16 protein-coding genes and 1 pseudogene are annotated in these 16,337 nt (G+C 76.2%); 7 read left to right on the top strand and 10 right to left on the bottom strand.

The window, feature by feature from the left end:
* Positions 1-2: 2 nt before the first annotated feature.
* From OH807_RS32445 to OH807_RS32435, 3 genes and pseudogenes are all read left to right on the top strand, one after another.
* Positions 3-2,797 (top strand): annotated as a pseudogene (locus tag OH807_RS32445) (ABC transporter permease subunit).
* Positions 2,794-3,465: an ABC transporter ATP-binding protein gene (locus OH807_RS32440; protein ID WP_406206205.1), complete on the top strand. Its 672-nt coding sequence runs from the start codon at positions 2,794-2,796 to the stop codon at positions 3,463-3,465. Before OH807_RS32445 ends, OH807_RS32440 begins: the two are co-directional and overlap by 4 nt.
* A gap of 86 nt (positions 3,466-3,551) precedes the next feature.
* Positions 3,552-4,061 (top strand): RICIN domain-containing protein, encoded by a 510-nt coding sequence (locus OH807_RS32435; protein ID WP_406206202.1) that lies wholly within the window; start codon positions 3,552-3,554, stop codon positions 4,059-4,061.
* A gap of 44 nt (positions 4,062-4,105) precedes the next feature.
* Here the strand turns inward: OH807_RS32435 and OH807_RS32430 are convergent, their stop codons facing one another.
* Positions 4,106-4,906, bottom strand: coding sequence for an SDR family NAD(P)-dependent oxidoreductase (locus tag OH807_RS32430; RefSeq protein WP_406206199.1), 801 nt, complete (start codon positions 4,904-4,906; stop codon positions 4,106-4,108).
* A 51-nt stretch (positions 4,907-4,957) separates the two neighbouring features.
* A complete protein-coding gene (locus OH807_RS32425; protein ID WP_406206196.1) occupies positions 4,958-5,836 on the bottom strand; it encodes a class I SAM-dependent methyltransferase in 879 nt (292 codons plus the stop codon).
* Positions 5,837-5,949: 113 nt separating this feature from the next.
* On the opposite strand from OH807_RS32425, the gene OH807_RS32420 reads away from it, so the two are divergent.
* Positions 5,950-6,528 carry a TetR/AcrR family transcriptional regulator gene (locus OH807_RS32420; protein WP_406206194.1) on the top strand — a complete coding sequence of 193 codons (579 nt, stop codon included), beginning with the start codon at positions 5,950-5,952 and terminating at the stop codon, positions 6,526-6,528.
* A 103-nt stretch (positions 6,529-6,631) separates the two neighbouring features.
* On the opposite strand, the gene OH807_RS32415 is transcribed toward OH807_RS32420, so the two are convergent.
* The 5 genes from OH807_RS32415 to OH807_RS32395 form a co-directional block, all read right to left on the bottom strand.
* Positions 6,632-7,144 (bottom strand): DinB family protein, encoded by a 513-nt coding sequence (locus tag OH807_RS32415; RefSeq protein WP_406206191.1) that lies wholly within the window; start codon positions 7,142-7,144, stop codon positions 6,632-6,634.
* A gap of 75 nt (positions 7,145-7,219) precedes the next feature.
* Entirely contained in the window at positions 7,220-7,933 is a 714-nt protein-coding gene (locus tag OH807_RS32410; protein ID WP_406206188.1) for a response regulator, read from the bottom strand.
* Positions 7,923-9,257, bottom strand: coding sequence for a sensor histidine kinase (locus OH807_RS32405; protein ID WP_406211308.1), 1,335 nt, complete (start codon positions 9,255-9,257; stop codon positions 7,923-7,925). Before OH807_RS32405 ends, OH807_RS32410 begins: the two co-directional genes overlap by 11 nt.
* Before the next feature lie 304 nt (positions 9,258-9,561).
* Complete coding sequence (locus tag OH807_RS32400; protein ID WP_406206186.1) at positions 9,562-10,368, bottom strand: ABC transporter permease; 807 nt, start codon at positions 10,366-10,368, stop codon at positions 9,562-9,564.
* Positions 10,365-11,303, bottom strand: a complete 939-nt coding sequence (locus OH807_RS32395) for an ABC transporter ATP-binding protein (protein ID WP_406206183.1) — start codon at positions 11,301-11,303, stop codon at positions 10,365-10,367. Before OH807_RS32395 ends, OH807_RS32400 begins: the two co-directional genes overlap by 4 nt.
* A gap of 207 nt (positions 11,304-11,510) precedes the next feature.
* On the opposite strand from OH807_RS32395, the gene OH807_RS32390 reads away from it, so the two are divergent.
* Positions 11,511-11,954: a protein-tyrosine phosphatase family protein gene (locus OH807_RS32390; RefSeq protein WP_406206180.1), complete on the top strand. Its 444-nt coding sequence runs from the start codon at positions 11,511-11,513 to the stop codon at positions 11,952-11,954.
* 110 nt (positions 11,955-12,064) lie between these two features.
* On the opposite strand, the gene OH807_RS32385 is transcribed toward OH807_RS32390, so the two are convergent.
* Positions 12,065-13,624, bottom strand: a complete 1,560-nt coding sequence (locus tag OH807_RS32385; RefSeq protein ID WP_406206178.1) for a glycosyltransferase family 39 protein — start codon at positions 13,622-13,624, stop codon at positions 12,065-12,067.
* Positions 13,625-13,633: 9 nt separating this feature from the next.
* Here OH807_RS32385 and OH807_RS32380 point away from each other — a divergent pair, with 9 nt between their 5' ends.
* The gene (locus tag OH807_RS32380; protein ID WP_406206175.1) at positions 13,634-13,972 is read left to right on the top strand and encodes a HEAT repeat domain-containing protein; all 339 of its coding nucleotides are present in this window, start codon (positions 13,634-13,636) and stop codon (positions 13,970-13,972) included.
* On the opposite strand, the gene OH807_RS32375 is transcribed toward OH807_RS32380, so the two are convergent.
* Positions 13,950-14,690: a hypothetical protein gene (locus OH807_RS32375; RefSeq protein WP_406206172.1), complete on the bottom strand. Its 741-nt coding sequence runs from the start codon at positions 14,688-14,690 to the stop codon at positions 13,950-13,952. The two genes, OH807_RS32380 and OH807_RS32375, sit on opposite strands and share 23 nt — an antisense overlap.
* 119 nt (positions 14,691-14,809) lie before the next feature.
* On the opposite strand from OH807_RS32375, the gene OH807_RS32370 reads away from it, so the two are divergent.
* The gene (locus OH807_RS32370; RefSeq protein WP_406206170.1) at positions 14,810-15,355 is read left to right on the top strand and encodes a GNAT family N-acetyltransferase; all 546 of its coding nucleotides are present in this window, start codon (positions 14,810-14,812) and stop codon (positions 15,353-15,355) included.
* A 43-nt stretch (positions 15,356-15,398) separates the two neighbouring features.
* Here the strand turns inward: OH807_RS32370 and OH807_RS32365 are convergent, their stop codons facing one another.
* Complete coding sequence (locus tag OH807_RS32365) at positions 15,399-15,983, bottom strand: MepB family protein (RefSeq protein WP_406206168.1); 585 nt, start codon at positions 15,981-15,983, stop codon at positions 15,399-15,401.
* Between the last annotated feature and the right edge of the window lie 354 nt (positions 15,984-16,337).

Below are 16,337 nucleotides of genomic sequence, written 5' to 3'. Positions count from 1 at the left end.
CCGTGCCGGACGCCCCCTCCCCGGACTCCCTCGGCCTCACTGTCGACCTCGCGCTCGCCGGTCTCACCGTGGGCAGCGCCGCCGCGCTGAGCGGCATCGGCCTGGTGGTCTGCCACCGCGCCACCGGCGTGCTCAACCTCGCCCAGGGCGCCCAGGCGATGCTGGTCGCCTACCTGGTGCGCGATCTGGTCGTGGTGCGGCACTGGCCGGTCTGGCCGGCCGTCGCCTGCTGCCTGCTGCTGGTCGCCCCCGCGCTCGGGGTGCTGCTGGACGTCCTGGTGTACCGGCCGCTGCAGCGGCGCGGCGCCGGGACGGCCGAGACGATGGTGGCCGGGCTCGGCGTGTTCGTGCTGCTGATCGGGGTGGTGGTGCTGCTCTGGGGCGATGCCCCGGTCGGCGGCGCGCCGTCCCCGTTCGGCGGCGCGCCGATCGGGCTGCCGGGCGGGCACCCGCTGCGCCCGGACGCCGTCGCCCAGCTCGGCGCGATCCTGCTGCTCGGGCTGACGGTCGCCGTGACCACCCGCTTCACCCCGTTCGGCCTCTGGCTGCGGGCCGTCGTGGACGACCGCCGGCTGGCCCGGCTGGCCGGGGTGGACGCCGACCGGGTGTCGGCGGCGGGCTGGGCGTTCGGCTCGTTCACGGCGGGTCTGGTCGGCGTGGCCCTGGCGCCCTACCTGCTGCTCGACCCCTACGGGCTGCCGCTGCTGGTGATGGAGACGCTGGCCGTCGCCGTCGCCGCCCGGCTGCGCAGCATCCCGGTGGCGGTGGCGACCGGTCTCGGCCTCGGGATCGCCCAGTCCGAGCTGACCAGGCTGCAACCGGCCGGCCAACTGCTCCCGCTGGTGCAGGCGGTGCAGGCCAACCTGTTCGTGGTGGCGCTGCTCGTCACCGCGCTGCTGGCCGGCCCCGGGATCGGCGGCGGGCGCGGCGACCGCAGCCCGCTGACCGGCCGGCCGCCGGCCACCCGGGGGGCGGGCGGCGGCGGGCGGGCCGCCGGGGCGGTCTGCCTCGTTCTGCTCCTGCTGCCGCTCGGCTTCCGCAACGGCGACCTGCGCAGCGCCCTGCTGGTGCCCGCGCTGGCCCTGGTGCTGCTCTCCGTCGTGGTGGTGACCGGGTACGGCGGGCAGATCTCGCTCGGCCAGGCCGGGTACGCGGGGCTGGGCGCGCTCGGGACGGCACTGCTGATGTCGGGCCGGATCCCCGGCGTGCCGCCGCTGCCCGCCGTGCCCGCACTGCTGTTCGCCGTGCTCACGACGGCACCGCTCGGGCTGCTCACCGGGTGGCCGGCGATCCGGCGGCGGGGGCCGGCCCTGGCACTGGTGACCTTCGCGGTCGGCACCGCGATGAGCCGCTTCGTCTTCCAGCAGCCGTACGCGACCGCCGGGCTGACCCTGGACCGGCCCGCCTTCCTGGACGGTGACCGGGCCTTCTACCTCGCCGAACTGGTGCTGCTCGCCCTCGGCCTGCTGGTGGTCCGAGGGCTGCACCGCGGACGGACGGGCCGGGCGCTGACGGCGATGCGCGACCACGAGGCGGGCGCGGTGGCGGCAGGCGTGAACGTGCCCGGGCTGAAGCTGTCCGCGTTCGTCGTCGGGGCGGGGCTGGCCGCGCTGGGCGGCGGGCTGATGGGGCTGGCCGGGCGGGCGTTCGACCCGGCGTCGTTCGACCCGGTGCTCGGGCTGCTCTGGTTCGCCGCGGTGGTGGTGGCCGGCGCCGACAGCGCCCTCGGCGCGGTGCTGGCCGCCGCCCTGCTGATCGGCCTGGACGCGGGCACGGTGCCGGGGGTGTCGGCGGTCGCGGTCGGGGTGCTGGCGGCGGCGATCGGCCGGCTGCCGGGCGGCCTGGCGGGTATGGCCGCCCGGCTGCCGCGCCACCGCCCGGCCCAGCCGCCCCCGGGGCTCCCGGAGCCGAAGCTGGAGCCGCCGGGGTTCCCGCCGGTGCGGCTCACCGCGGCGGGGCTCCGGGCCCGCGCCCGGATCGCCGCCCGGCAGGCCGCCGCCGGCTCCGGCTCCGGGAGCCCCGGGAAGGCGTCGCCGTGAGCGGGAGCGGCCCCGCGCCCGCCCGGCTGACGGCTCGCGGCCTCGCCCGCCGCTACGGCGGGATCGAGGCGGTGGCGGGGGTGGACCTCACCGCGCCGCCGGGCCGGGTCACCGCGCTGATCGGGCCGAACGGCGCGGGGAAGAGCACCCTGTTCGACTGTCTCGCCGGCACCGCCCGCCCGGACGCCGGGCGGGTGCTCCTCGGCGGCCGGGACGTCACCCGGCTGCCCGCGCACGCCCGGGTCCGGCTCGGGCTGGCCCGGACGTTCCAGCAGATCGCCGTCTTCCCGACCCTCACGGTGGCGGACAACGTCCGGATCGGCGCCGAGCAGCGGCGTGGCCGCCGCCCGGACCCGGGCGCCGTGGACGCCGCGACGGCCCGCGCCCTCGCGCTGTTCGGCCTGGAGGGCGTCGCGGCGCAGCCCGCCGGCGACCAACCCACCGGGGTGCTGCGCCTGGTGGAGCTGGCCCGCGCGCTGGCGGGTGGGCCGCGCGTGCTGCTGCTGGACGAGCCGGCGGCCGGTCTGGACACCGCGCAGACCGCCCGGCTGGCCGCCGTCCTGCGCGGCCTGGCCGACCGCGGCACGGCGCTGCTGCTGGTCGAGCACGATCCCGACCTGGTCCGTGAACTCGCCGACCACGTCTACGTGCTGGCGGCCGGCCGGGTGGTGGCTCACGGGACGGCGGCCGCCGTCCTCGACGACCCCGGAGTGGCCCGCGCCTGGGGCGGGACGGCCGCGGAGCCGGGGCAGCCGTGACCGTCGAGGCCGCCCTGCACGCCGTGCGCGTCCGCTACGGCCCGCTGGAGGCGCTGCACGGCGTGGACCTCGCCGTCCCGGCCGGCGCCGTCACCGTCCTGCTCGGCCGCAACGGCTCCGGGCGGACGAGCGCGCTGCACGCCCTGGCCGGCCTCGTCCCGCTGACTGCCGGGCGGGTGGTCTGGCAGGGGCGGGACGTCACGGCGCTCGGCGTGCACCGGCGGGTCCGGCTGGGGCTCGCCCTGGTGCCGGCCGAGCGGGCGGTGTTCGGTTCGCTCACGGTGGCCGAGCACCTGGCGCTGGGCGGCCCCGCGGCCGGGGAGGTGCTCGCGCTCTTCCCCGAGCTGGCCGGCCTGCTGCCCCGCCGGGCCGGGACGCTCTCCGGCGGGCAGCAACAACTCGTCGCCCTGGCAAGGGCGCTGGCCGCCCGGCCGGGGCTGCTCCTGCTCGACGAACCGGACCGGGGCCTGGCACCCGCGGTCGCCGCCCGACTGCACGCGCACCTGCTGGCCACCGCCGGGGCCGGGAGCCGGGCCGTGGTGCTGACCGCGCAGTCGCTCCCGCCCGGCCTGGCCGGCGCGGCCGTCGTCCACGTACTGCACCGGGGGGAGGTCGTGTTCTCCGGGGAGCCCGCCGAGCTCCGCAGGCATCCGGCCGCGGGCGGCTGACCGGGCGCTGCTACGGTGCTCTCCGCCGATCGGGGGGACGGTGTGCGTGCTCCACCCTGACGGCACGACACCGAGGAGTGGACAGAATGAGCAACGGAATCGGCAGACGGGTCTCCGCGGCGGGCGCGGGCGCCCTCCTCGTCACCCTGGCACTCGCCCCCGGGGCGGCCACCGCCGCGGCGGGCGACCTGCCGACGTCGACTGTCATGGTGAACGGCTACAGCGGGCTCTGTATGGAGATCGGCGGCTGGAGCACTCAGACCGGCGCCCCGGCGGCCCAGTGGACCTGCAACGGCGGCACCAACCAGCGCTGGAGCCAGTTCACGGGCATGCCGAACGAGTACAGCCACAAGTGCCTGGAGGTGGCCGACTGGCGCACCGACAACGGCGCTCCCGTCCGCCAGTGGGACTGCACCGGCGGCGACAACCAGCAGTGGTCCTACTCCCGCGTACCCGGCACCGACCGGTGGACGGTCTACAACATCCACAGCGCCAAGTGCCTGGAGGTGGCCGACTGGCGCACCGACCCCGGTGCCCCGGTCCGCCAGTGGGACTGCACCGGCGGTGCCAGCCAGCAGTGGAACATGCCCGGCTGACACCGGCCCGACAGCTGCCCGCGGACCGGCGGCTCCCGGGCGTGCTACTGCGCCAGGTAGCCGCCGTCCACGGGGAGGACGACGCCGGTGACGAAGGAGGCGTCGTCCGAGGCCAGGAAGAGCACGGCGGCGGCCACTTCAGCTGGGGCGCCGAGGCGGCCCATCGGGTGGAGCTTCTCGATCGCGGCGAGGTACTCGGGCCCGCCCGGCTCGTCCTGGAGCCGGCGGACGCGCTCGGTGGTGATGGTGCCCGGGGCCACCGCGTTGACCCGGATGCCGCGGTCGGCCCACTCGACGGCGAGGTGCTTGGTCAGGCCGGACGCGACGAACTTGGCGGGCCCGTAGACGGCCTGGCCGCGCTGGCCGGCCTCGCCGGAGATCGAGGAGACGCAGACGATCGCCCCGCCCGTACCGGCGGGTGCGGCCATCGCCTCCACCGCGTACTTGCAGGTGAGGAACATGCCGCGGCCGTCGACGGCCATCACCGCGTCCCAGTCCTCGGCGCTCGCCGCGGTGATCTCCATCAGCGGGAGCACGCCCGCGTTGGCCACCAGGACGTCGATGCGGCCGTGCCGGTCGACGGCGGCGCGGATCATCCGGCGGGCGTCCTCGTCCCGCGAGACGTCGCCGACCACCGTGCCGACGGCCTGCGGGAACCGCTCCGCCAGCCTCCGCAGGCCGTCGGCGTCGATGTCGGTCGCGACGACCGAAGCGCCCTCGCGGGCGAAGCGCTCGGCCACCGCGCGGCCGATGCCGCTGGCCGCGCCCGTCACCACGCACACCTTGCCGGCCAGCCGGCCGCCTCCGGGGGCCCCGTCGTGCGGGGCGTCAGTCAGCTCGGTCATGCCACCGGACTCTACCGATCCACCATCAGAAAACCGTGCGCGCGCGGCTGTTCACCGAACGGCGGCGGTGTCTTCCGGCTCCGACGGGCTGGACGCCTCGGACGACACCGACGGCCCCGACGGCCCGGTGCCGGCCAGTGCCGCCGTGACCACCACCGACGTGAACGGCATGGTGAAGGCGCCGCCCAGCGCGTCGACGGCGGCGCCGAAGCCCGCCAGCAGCTCCTCGAACCTGTCCGGCGGGATCCGTCCGGCGTCGCCGCCGGTGCGCAGCTGGTCGAGCCACTCCTCCCGGGTGTAGCGGCGCTCCCAGTCGAAGCGCCACTGCTGCGGCTCGCCGAACGCACCGGCCTGCCGGATCCCGTCGGCGGCCTTGGCGAACAGCCCTTCGTACGCCTGCGCGACAGGCCCGGCCCAGGGGTTGAGCGGCGAGTCGGGCAGGACGCACCGATACACGGCGGAGAAGGCCCCGGCCGTCGCGGGGGACGGCCGGAAGACGTTCCAGAACACGGCCAGCCGGCCGCCCGGCCGCAGGACGCGGGCCGCCTTGGCCGCACCGGCGACCGGGTCGATCCAGTGCCAGGTCTGCCCGGCGACGACGGTGTCGAAGGTGCGGCCGGCCGGGTCCCAGGCCTCGAAGGCGGCCACCTCGGCGTCGAAGCCGTCGTGGCGGGCGAAGGCAGCCATCCGCGGGTCGGCGTCGACGCCCAGCACCGTGCAGCCGGCGGCGCGGAACGGCCGCGCCGAGATGCCGGTGCCGATGCCGACGTCCAGGAGGTCGCGCCCCGGGCCGGCGGCGACGACGGCCTCCACCAGGGCGTCGGGGTAGCGGGGCCGGGCGCGGTCGTAGCGTGCGGCGTCCGCGCCGAACGACTCGGCGGCGCGGCGGTGTTGATGCGACTCACGCTCGGGGAGCGGTAAAGTGGGCATGCGCCCACTATGAGTGGGCACTTGCCCACTCGTCAATCGGTGGGATCGTGCGCAGCAGTCGTGCACATCAGTCGTGCGCAGCAGTCGTGCGCAACAGGAGGAGGCGGGGCGCCGTGCCCACCGGGGTGGCCATCCGCGACGTGCGGGAGCAGCTGTTCGACGCCGCCGAGACCGTCCTGCTCCGGGACGGCCCGAGTGCCCTGACCAGCCGGGCGGTGACCACCGAGGCGGGCTGCGCCAAGGGAGTCCTGCACCGGCATTTCGCCGACTTCGACGGCTTCCTCGCCGAACTCGTCCTGGACCGGATCGCCCGGGTCGGGAGCCGGGGCGCCGACCTCACCCGCCTGGCCGGGACGGGCAGCGTCACCGACCACCTCACCGAGGCACTGACCGGGCTGTTCGGCTCGGTCGCGGTCGCGATCATCAGCCTGGTCACCTCCCGGGACGACCTGCGCGCCCGGCTGCGCCCGGCCCGGCCGACCGGCGTCCCCGTCCTGACGGACGCCGCCGCCGTGATCGCCGGCTACCTCACCGCCGAACGCGACCTCGGCCGGATCCCCGCGGACGCCGACGTCGACGCCCTCGCCCCCACCCTGATCGGGGCCACCCACATGCTGTTCGCCGACCGGCACGGCACCCCGCCGGATCCCGACGCCGTCCGCCGCATCGTGACCACGATCCTACGGTCCTAGTGTCCACTGCCGACCGGGGTGCGACATCGTGCTGGTGCGGACCAGCGTCCGCACCGACGCGTCACGTCACCACGGGGCAGGGGTTCTCCGAGCCCGGCCGGCGCTATACGCCGGTGGCGCCGTCGATGCGTTCCCTGACCAGGTCGGCGTGGCCGTTGTGGCGGGCGTACTCCTCGATCATGTGGACGTAGATCCAGCGGAGGCTGACGTCCTGCTCCATGAAGCGGCCGGTGTCGGCCAGAGGACGGCCGGCGCAGTGCTCGCGGGCGCGGGCGATTTCCGCGTGCCAGGTGGCGAGGGCGTCGCGCAGGGTGGCGCCCTCGGCCAGCTCGAAGCCGCCGTCGGGACCGCCCGGGTCGGCCTCCGGGTCGTAGATGGGCGGGGCCTGTTCTCCGGCGAACACCCGGCGGAACCAGTTCCGCTCCACCTCCGCCATGTGCCGGACGAGACCGGTCAGCGTGAAGCCGGACGGCGGCACGGACGCGACGGCAGCCTGCTCGTCGTCCAGGCCCTCGCACTTCATGGCGAGGGTGGCGCGGTGAAAGTCGAGCCAGCTTTCGAGCGTGGTGCGCTCGTCGGCGTTCAGGGGCGGCAGAGGACGTTCGACAGCGGTCACCCGGTCGATTATCGTCACCGGCCGAACCCGTTGGCCGGCAGACCCACAGCAGGGCGAACGTCGCCTGGTGCGGCGCTAGCCGAGGATGCGCCGCTCGTACGCCTGCGCCACCGCCGCCGCCCGGTCCGCGGCGCCGAGCTTGCCGTAGATGTGGGTGAGGTGGGTCTTCACGGTGGCCTCGCTGATGAACAGCACCCGGGCGATCTCCCGGTTCGAGGTGCCCCGGGCCACCAGCGCCAGCACTTCGCGCTCGCGGGTCGACAGCGGGGCCTCCGCCGGCGCCTCCCCCCGTCCGTCCTCGCCCGGCCCGGCGCCACCACGGGCCGCGTCCCCGGGCGCCGCCTCGCCGCGGGCCGCGGGGGTGCGCACCGCGGCGACCAGGCGGGAGGCGACCGCCGGCGAGAGCACGGTGCGCCCCTGCGCCGCGGCGCGGACGGCGGTGAACAGCTCGTCGCGCGGCGCGTCCTTCAGCAGGTATCCGGTGGCGCCCGCCTCGATCGCGGGGAGGGTGTCGGCGTCCGTGTCGTACGTGGTGAGGACGAGCACCCGGGAGCGCACGCCCAGGCGGGTGAGCTCGGTGATCGCCTCGACCCCGCCCCCGCCCGGCATCCGCAGGTCCATCAGGACCACGTCCGGATCCAGGGCGGCGACCCGAGCGACCGCCTCCGGGCCGCTCGACGCCTCGCCCAGCACCCGGAACCCCGGGTCGGCGGCGAACATGCCGCGCAGGCCGTCCCGGACGACCGGGTGGTCGTCCACCAGCAGAAGGGTGATCACATCAGCGCTCATGACGCACCAACGGTACGCGAGCCGAGATCGCCGTCCCGAAGCCGGGTTCGGACTCGACGGTGACCGATCCGGCGATCCGCTCGGCCCGGGCCCGGATGCCGGCCAGGCCGAAGCCGCCCGTCCCGGCGCGGGCGGAGGCCGCGGGCAGCACGAGCGGGTCGAAGCCCCGGCCGTCGTCCCGGACGTCCAGCACCACCTCGTCGTCGATGAACGAGAGGGTGAGCCCCAGCCGGCTCGCCCCGGAATGGCGGGCGGCGTTGGCCAGCGCCTCCTGGGCGATCCGCAGCAGGGTGGCGGCGATCTCGCCGTGCAGCTCCTCCACCGTGCCGGTGACGGTGAACTCGGCCCGTGCGCCGGTCCGTTCGCGCCACTGCTCGACCGTCTTGCGCAGCGCCTCGGTCAGCGTGTCGTGCTCCAGCGCCACCGGGGACAGGTTCCGGACCGAGCGGCGGGCCTCGCCGAGGCTGTGCCGGGCGAGGTCGGCGGCGCGGTCGAGGTGCTCGCGGGCCGCCGCCGGATCAGGGGTGGTGGCGCCCGCCTGGAGCTGGGTGACGATCCCGGCCAGGCCCTGCGCGATGGTGTCGTGGATCTCGGCGGCCATCCGGGCGCGCTCGTCGGCGACCCCGGCCTCCCGGGCCTGGACGAGCAGTTGGGCGTGCAGGGCGGCGTTCTCCGCCAGCGCCTGTTCGAGCGCGGCGTTGGCGCGGGCGAGTTCGTCGATGGTGTCGGCCTGGATCCGGGCCCGGTCGGCCTCGTGGGCGGCCAGCCGGCTGACCACCACCAGCAGCACCAGGTGGACGGTGAGCACCCCGCCGAAGGCGATCCAGCCGATCGTTCCGCGCGGCGGCAGGCCCCCGGACTGGGCGCCGGCGAGCGCCACGGCGGTGGCGGCCATGCCGGGCCAGCGCAGGCGCCGAGGCAGCAGCCGTTCCGCGTCGAAGTAGCCGGCCACCGCGTAGACGGTGAAGAACGGGTTCTGCCAGGAGAGGGCGAAGGCGAGCGCCCAGCGGACGCCGTAGTAGGCGGCGCTGCGGGCGGAGGGCCCGACCGCGGCGGGCCGGACGGGCTCGGCACCGGCACGGGCACCGGCACCGGCACCAGCACCGGCTCCGGCTCCGGAGGGACCGGCGGCTCCGGACGGGTTCCGGATCGTCTGCGCCCACCAGGTCTGGAGCAGCAGCGCCGCACCGACCAGCGCCCCGGCGACCGTCCAGCGCGCCCCGTCCATGGCCAGCAGCCGGGAGGTGGCCACCGACACCACCAACCCCACACCCAGCAGGGCGAACGGGCCCCAGCGGTGGAACACCAGCCACCGCCGCTCCACGGCGGCGAAGGCCTGGGCGGCGTTGTCCGCCCCCTGCTGTGCTCCGAGGCCTCCTCCGGGCGCACCCGCCCCGGGCCCGCTCCCGGCCCCCCGCACGTCCTCCGCCTCCCGCACGTCCTCCGCGTCCCGCCCGGTCCCGCTCCCCCGCACGATCCCCGCCTCCCTCTCCCCGTCCCCGACGATCAGCGGCCCAGTCTGCCCGAGGCCCGACGGCCGTCCCGCCGGGCCCCTCCCCGCTCCCGCCGCCTGTCCCGAAACCCTCGACCCGCTCCCACGGGCCCTCGGCCCCCGCCGACCCACCGGGCTACTCCCAGCGGAACCAGCGGGCCGCCGCCGCGAGGAGCCCCACCGCCCACAGGGCGAGCACGCCCAGGTGGCCCCAGCCCGGCCAGCCGCCGGCCGTCGCCTCACCGAGGGCCCGGGCGGCAGCCCCGTACGGGGTGACCTCGACGATCCGGGCGAGCACCGACGGCATCACCTGCACCGGCAGCCAGGTACCCGCGCAGAACATCATCGGGAAGTAGACGGCGGACGCGATCCCACTGGCGATCTTCGACGTCCGGGAGAGCGCCGCGACGAGCGCGCCCAGCGCCAGCGACACGAGGACGGCGAGCAACAGCGCCGCCAGGTAGCCGAACGGCTGCCTCGGCAGCGGCACGTCGAACACGATCCGGCCCACCGCCAGCGTCAGCAGCGCAGAGAGCAGCGCGGCCGCGCCGTGCAGCACCAACTGCGCGCCGAGCACCGCGGCCGGGCGGACCGGGGTGGTCGACATCCGGCGCAGGATGCCGCGTTCGCGGTAGCCGGTGACCACCGGCGGCATCCCCTGGATCCCGGCCGTGAGCATCGCGATCAGCACGGTGACGGGCCCGTAGGCGTCGATCAGGCGGATGCCGCCCAGCGCGGGGTCGACGGTCCGGAAGGTCGGGATGGCCCCGAGGATCAGGAGCAGCAGGGTCGGGAACGCCAGGATCCAGAACACGCCTGCCGGCTCGCGCAGGAAGAGCCGGGCCTCGCTCCGCAGGACGGCGGCGGCGGGGCCCGAGAGGAGCGATCGCAGCGGCCGGCGCGGGCGCGGGGCGGTACGGGGGGCCGTGGTGGCGGTGGTCATGATCCGGCTCCGGTGAGGTCGATGAAGGCGTCGTCCAGGGTGGCCTCGGTGACGCGCAGTTCATGGGCGGTGATGCGGTTGCGGGCGAGCAGGGTGAGCACGGCGTCGACGGTCTCGTCCGTCCCGGCGAGCGTCAGCCGGCCGGACGAGGTCTCGACGGAGACCAGCCCGGGGAGCGCGGCGAGGTCCTCCTCGGCCGGCGGGCGGGACGGCCGGAACGAGATGACGGTGGCCCCGGAGCTGCGGCCGACCAGCCCGCCGGGGGTGTCGAGCGCCACGATCCGCCCCCGGTCGAGGAGCGCGATCCGGTCGCAGAGCCGCTGCGCCTCCTCCATGAAGTGGGTGACCAGCAGGACGGTCACGCCGTCGTCGCGAATCGATTCGACCAGCTCCCAGGTGGCGCGCCGGGCCTGCGGGTCGAGCCCCGTGGTCAGCTCGTCGAGGATCACCACGCGCGGCCGGCCGATCAGCGCCAGGGCGATGAACAGCCGCTGCTTCTGCCCGCCGCTGAGGTCCGCGAACCGGACGGACAGCCGGTCGGTGAGGCCGAGGCGCTCCGCCAGCGACCGCCAGTCGGCCGGCTCCGGGTAGCACGCCCCGTACAGCTCCAGGGCCTCGCGCACCGTCATCCGGGCCTGGAGCTCGCTCTGCTGGAGCTGCACACCGAGCAGGCGGGTGGTGGCCACCCGGTCCGCCCGGGGGTCGAGCCCCACGACGCGCACACTGCCGGCGTCGGCGGCGCGCAGCCCCGCCACGCACTCCACCAGGGTCGTCTTGCCGGCGCCGTTGGGGCCGAGGATGCCGAAGATCTCGCCCTCGCCGACCGAGAAGGTGACGTCGTCGACGACCGCACGCCCTCCGTAGGACTTCTGAAGGCCGGTCACCCGGACGATGTCGCCCGGGGCGGCCGGCGCTGGACTGCCGCTGTTCTTCATGGCTCAAGCTTCGCGATCGGCCGCTCCGGGCGGCATCCACCGATCCGCTCGACCGACCGACCCGCCCATCAACCGATCGGTTGATGGCCCCCGGGCACCGGCTCCCCCATCGGCGTCCGCCGGCTGCCGTCCGCTGGCCGCCGGCCACCGGCCACCGACCGACGGGCCTCGGCCGCCAGGCCGCCGGGGGCGCCGTAGGCTCACCGCATGACCCCCGCCACCCACCCCGAACCGTGGGACCGCACCGCCACCGGGGTACTGCGGCTGCCGTCCGGCCGGCTGGTCCGCGGCCGCGGCCTGCGCCGCCCCCTGCCGCCCGGCCCGGAACCCACCGTCGGCCTCTACCTGCTGGGCCGCCCGCCCGGGGACTTCCGCTGGGAGACCCGCTGGCTCCGCTGGCCGGACTTCCGCCTCCCCGCCGACCGCACCGCGGCAGCTGCGGCACTGCGGGAGATGTGGGAGCGGTCGGCCGTCGAACGCGTCGAGGTCGCCTGCGCCGGCGGCCGCGGCCGCACGGGCACGGCGCTCGCCTGCCTCGCCGTCCTCGACGGCGTACCGGCGCGCGAGGCCGTCGCCTACGTCCGCGCGCACTACGACCGGCACGCCGTCGAAACGCCGTGGCAGCGCCGCTTCGTGGCACGATCCGGCTGACCGGAGGCAGCGCGCGGACGTCCGGCCCCGGATCCACCGGCCGTCACGGTCGCCGACGCGCCGGCCGACGCGCAGCACGACGCACCGACCGTCGCGGTGGCCGCGAACCGTCAGTAGTAGTACCGCAGTTCCGGCCAGAGGGCGGACCAGGGGCGGGTGGTGCCGGAGCAGAGCAGGACGGGCGTGTGCTGCTCCTCGTTCGGCACACCGTGGCCGTTGTCGGCGCGGGCGACCACCCGGCAGCCGGTGAAGTAGCGCTCCACCGCGGCGTACCCGTCCGGGTGGAGCAGCAGGACCGGGCCGTCGGAGGTGTCCGGCGGCGGGCCCCAGTCGGCGAGGCTCATGTGGCCCGAGTAGGCGCCCGGCAGGCCGTGGCGCGGGCCGTAGCGGTCCAGTGCGCCCGCCTCGCCGTAGTTGGTCACGAAGATCACCGCCCGGGAGCGAAGCCCGGCGGGGACAGCGGACCAGCCGTCCGCGGCCGCATCGGCCAGTTCGGGCCAGCCGATCTGCTCGCCCTGTTCCCGGTAGATCCGGTTCACGGCCGGGACGAGCCGGGCCGGCAGCACCGGCAGGGTGATCACCACGTTCACCGCCGCCGCGAACGCCAGCCACCCGGCGAACGCCGCCCGCCCACGGCGCGGCCGGGCGGCCAGGCGCTGCGCCACCGGTTCGCAGCCGGCCGCCATCAGCACCAGCAGCAGCGGGAAGGCGTAGTACGGCTTGCCGCCGGCGGCGATCACCAGCACGCAGAGCACCGGCGCGGCGACGGCGAAGGCCCGCGCCCAGCGGACCTCCGGATCCCGGAGGAGCCGTCGCAGCCCCGCGAGCCAGACCGGGACGAGCACCGGGGACAGGTAGAGGATCTGCATCGGCACGAACATCAGCCGGTTGTCCGCGCCGTCCTTGTCGCTGATCCCGCCGGCCACGGTCAGCTCCGGCCAGCCGTGCGCGGCCTGCCACCACAGGTTCGGCAGCGAGACCAGCAGCGCCACGCCCACGCCCGCCACCGGCCAGCGGCCGCGCAGCGCCCGCCGGGGGCCGACCACCGCCACGGCGGGGACGACGGCGGCGGCGAGCAGCACGACGAGGTCCTTGTTCAGCAGTGCGACGCCGCTCGCCGCGCCCACCGCCACCCACCAGCGGCCGTCACCGGTCCGCAGCAGCCGCACCGTGAACAGGCCGACCGTCAGGCAGGCGAGCAGGTCGAACGTGCTGGTGTTCAGCAAGTGACCGGTCGCCAGGACGAAGGCCGAGGCCGCCGTCCCGCAGGCGGCGAGCACCTGGCCGCGCCGCCCGGCGCCCAACTCCCGGGCCAGCAGGGCCACCACGGTGATGCTCGCCGCGGCCGCCAGCGCCGGGACGACCCGCAGCCCGGTCGGGCCGTCACCGAACACCGCCGTCGACGCCCGCCCGAGCAGCGGCGTCAGTGGCGGCTGGTCGACGTACCCCCAGGCCGGGTGCCGCCCGGCGACCAGGAAGTACAGCTCGTCCCGGTGGTATCCGTAGCGCCCGGCGAGCAGCACCAGCAGCGCGGCGACGGCGGCGGCCACGCCCGCGACCTGTCTCGCCGCGAACGGCTGCACGGTGAACGGACCCGCGGTGAACCGACCTGCGGTGAACTGATCGACGACAGAAGCCGGTTCGCCCGGCGCATCCCCCCGAATGCCCATGCCGCGAGTGTGGCAGCCGCGTCGCGGCGGCGGAAGGGCGACGGCGGCCCAGGCGCCGGCAGCCCCGGGCACCCGTTGCCCGAGCTGCGGATGCTCGCCCTGCAGGAGTACGCGATGCGGGCGCCCGAGGAAGGCGGCCTCCTCGTCGGCGAGCGCGCCGTCGACGACCCGAGCCCCGAGGTGCGCGCGCAGGCGTCGACCATGCTGGCCTGGCAGTGGCCCACCGCCGCCGAGACGTCAGTGGTCCTTCAGCGCCTGGCGGCCGACGATCCCGATCCGGAGGTCCGCGCCGAGGCTGAGCGCGCCCTCCTCGTGGTGGAGTCGCTCACGGCCGCGCAGCGCCCGTAGCCGCCGCGAGGATGCGCTCGGGCTGCACCAGGACCGCCCACCAGGGCGACATGTCGTCCTCCGGGTCCTCCGGCTGCGGGGTGCGCCAGCTGACGGCGGCGTGCAGGACGGCCTCGTCACCCGGCTCGAACGGCGGGAGGGTCCAGGCGAGGCTGCGGTGGTCGTCCAGGTACTCGACGCCCCAGGCGAGGCGGGGCGAGCGGGCGTACACGTCGTCGAGGTGGGCGGCCCAGCGGCGGGGCAGCGCCCTGCCGTCCGCCGCGCGGGCGCAGATCTCCTCCTCGTCCGAGCCGCCGAGGGTGAGCTCCGTGCCGGCGTTCGACAGCGAGACGGCGGCCACCGCCTGTCCGCCGTCGTACCCGCTCTCCACGTCGGCCGGGACGCCGCTGAAGCCGGCGGACAGCTCGACGTGACGGAGCGCGGTACGGGCGCGCAGCTGCCAGACGGCGCCCCAGCAGGCGTCGACCGGGAGCGTGAACTCCGTCTCGCCGGCCTCGAACGGGCAGAGCAGCAGCTCCAGTTCGGCCGCCTCGGTCTCCCAGCGGTGGACCACGGCGCCGCCGGGGAGCCGGTGGGCACGGGTGGGCCGGCCGGGCAGCCGCCGACGGTCGAGGCCGGCGTGGAACTCCAGCACGCCGACCGGCGTGACGACGGTCGGCGCCACGGGGGCGAGCAGCGCGGCGGACCGGGGGACGGTGGGCAGGAGGAGGCCGGACATCCGGCGAGTCTAGATCGCGATCGGCTGCGGTCGGGCTTGCCACCACTGCACCGGTGGACGCACCATGCCAGGACGGGGCCGGATCGGCGCCCCGAAGTCGCCCACCCGGAGGAGCCCCCGTGCCGCTGCCCGACTCGCCCGTACTGCTGACCGGCGACGGTCTCGTGCTGCGGGAGTGGGTGAGTACGGATCTCCCGGCCCTGGTCGAGCTGTTCGACGAGCCGAGCGTCGCCGAACGCACCACGCTCCCCTCCCCGTTCGACCTGGACGCCGCGCGGGAGTACCTGGGGACGGCGGAGCGGACCCGGGCCGACGGGTCGCGGCTGGAGCTGGCGATCACGACCGACGGTCTCCGGCCTCTGGGTGCCGTCATGCTCAACCTCTCCCGGGGCACCATGGGCTACATCGTCGGCTCCGCCCACCGGGGGCAGCGCCTGGCCCTGCGTGCCGTGCGGCTGCTGACCGACTACGCGCACGGGGTGCTGGAACTGCCCCGCCTGCTGCTGGAGATCGAGGCCGACAACGCCCCGAGCATCGCCGTCGCGCGGGCGCTGGGCTTCCAACTCACCGGCGGCGAGCCGGCACAGGTGCTGGTCCGGGGGAACGAGCGGACCCTCTCCTGGCACCCCTGGGCACACGACGCCCCCGCCCGACCCGGCACCTGAACCCCTCGGGGGCCGCGGGGCCTGCCCCGTCGAACGGCGGGCCCTACGCGCGGTAGAGCTCCCGGGCCCGTGCGAGGTCGACGGGCCCGTCCTGCGGCAGGCTCAGGAAGTGGTCGAGCTGCCACGCCTGCGCGCTGCCGGCCTGGCGGTTGGTGGTGGTCACCCACGGCGGGTAGACGCGGAAGGCGCGCTTCCCGCCGGTGCCGTTCACGGACACGACGCCGTGCCGGCGGAGCACGTCCACAGGGAGGACGAACTGGCCGAGGCGGTCGCCGTTGCGGGTGCTGATGACGAAGAGGTCGACGGGGTCGGCGGCGTCGAAGGGCTGGATCGGCCCGCCGGCCGACCGCTTCCACACCGTGACGAACTGGCCGGCCTTGGTCGGGGTCGTCCGGGCCGCGCGGAACCGGACGCGGCGCCCGTCGAGGGTGAAGGTGTGGGCCGCGTACTCGGCGCTCTCGGCCTCGGGGACGGGCCGGGTGCAGGTGAAGCCGCAGGGGTCGTGGACGAGGGCCTTCGCCGCCCGGAGATCGGGGTGCACCGGGTCGCTGTCCAGCCACGGTCCGTCCAGCCACGGTCCGGGGCGGGTGGGGGCTCGGTCCGGGGAGGTCTCGCAGTGCGGCGCCATCCGTCCACCCTGCCACAGGGCCGCCCGCGGCCTTCGCAGCCCCGGCCCGGCCCGGCCGAGCCTGACCTTCCGGAGCCGGATGCGCCTGGTGCCGGCGGACCGCGTCTGACCAACCGCGGGACGAGCGGCCGGGCGGGAGTGGGAAGTCGGCGGGTCCGACGTCCGGCGCGCGGCCGGGCGGCGGGCGGCGGGCGGCGGAAAACCGGAGGCGCCGGTGCTGGCGGGGGTACTGGCGGGGGTGTTGGCGTCGACGGGTCCGTGCTGGACAAGGATGCCGAGTGGGACGGGGAAGGTGAGATCGTGGCCACGGTGATGATCGCCGCGCACGTGCTGCGTGGCGCCCGGAGGGCCGAT

It is taken from the genome of Kitasatospora sp. NBC_01560 (assembly GCF_045208415.1).
Taxonomy (GTDB): domain Bacteria; phylum Actinomycetota; class Actinomycetes; order Streptomycetales; family Streptomycetaceae; genus Kitasatospora.
Note: the sequence above shows the minus strand (reverse complement) of the source record. Positions and strands in the feature narration are given on the sequence as shown.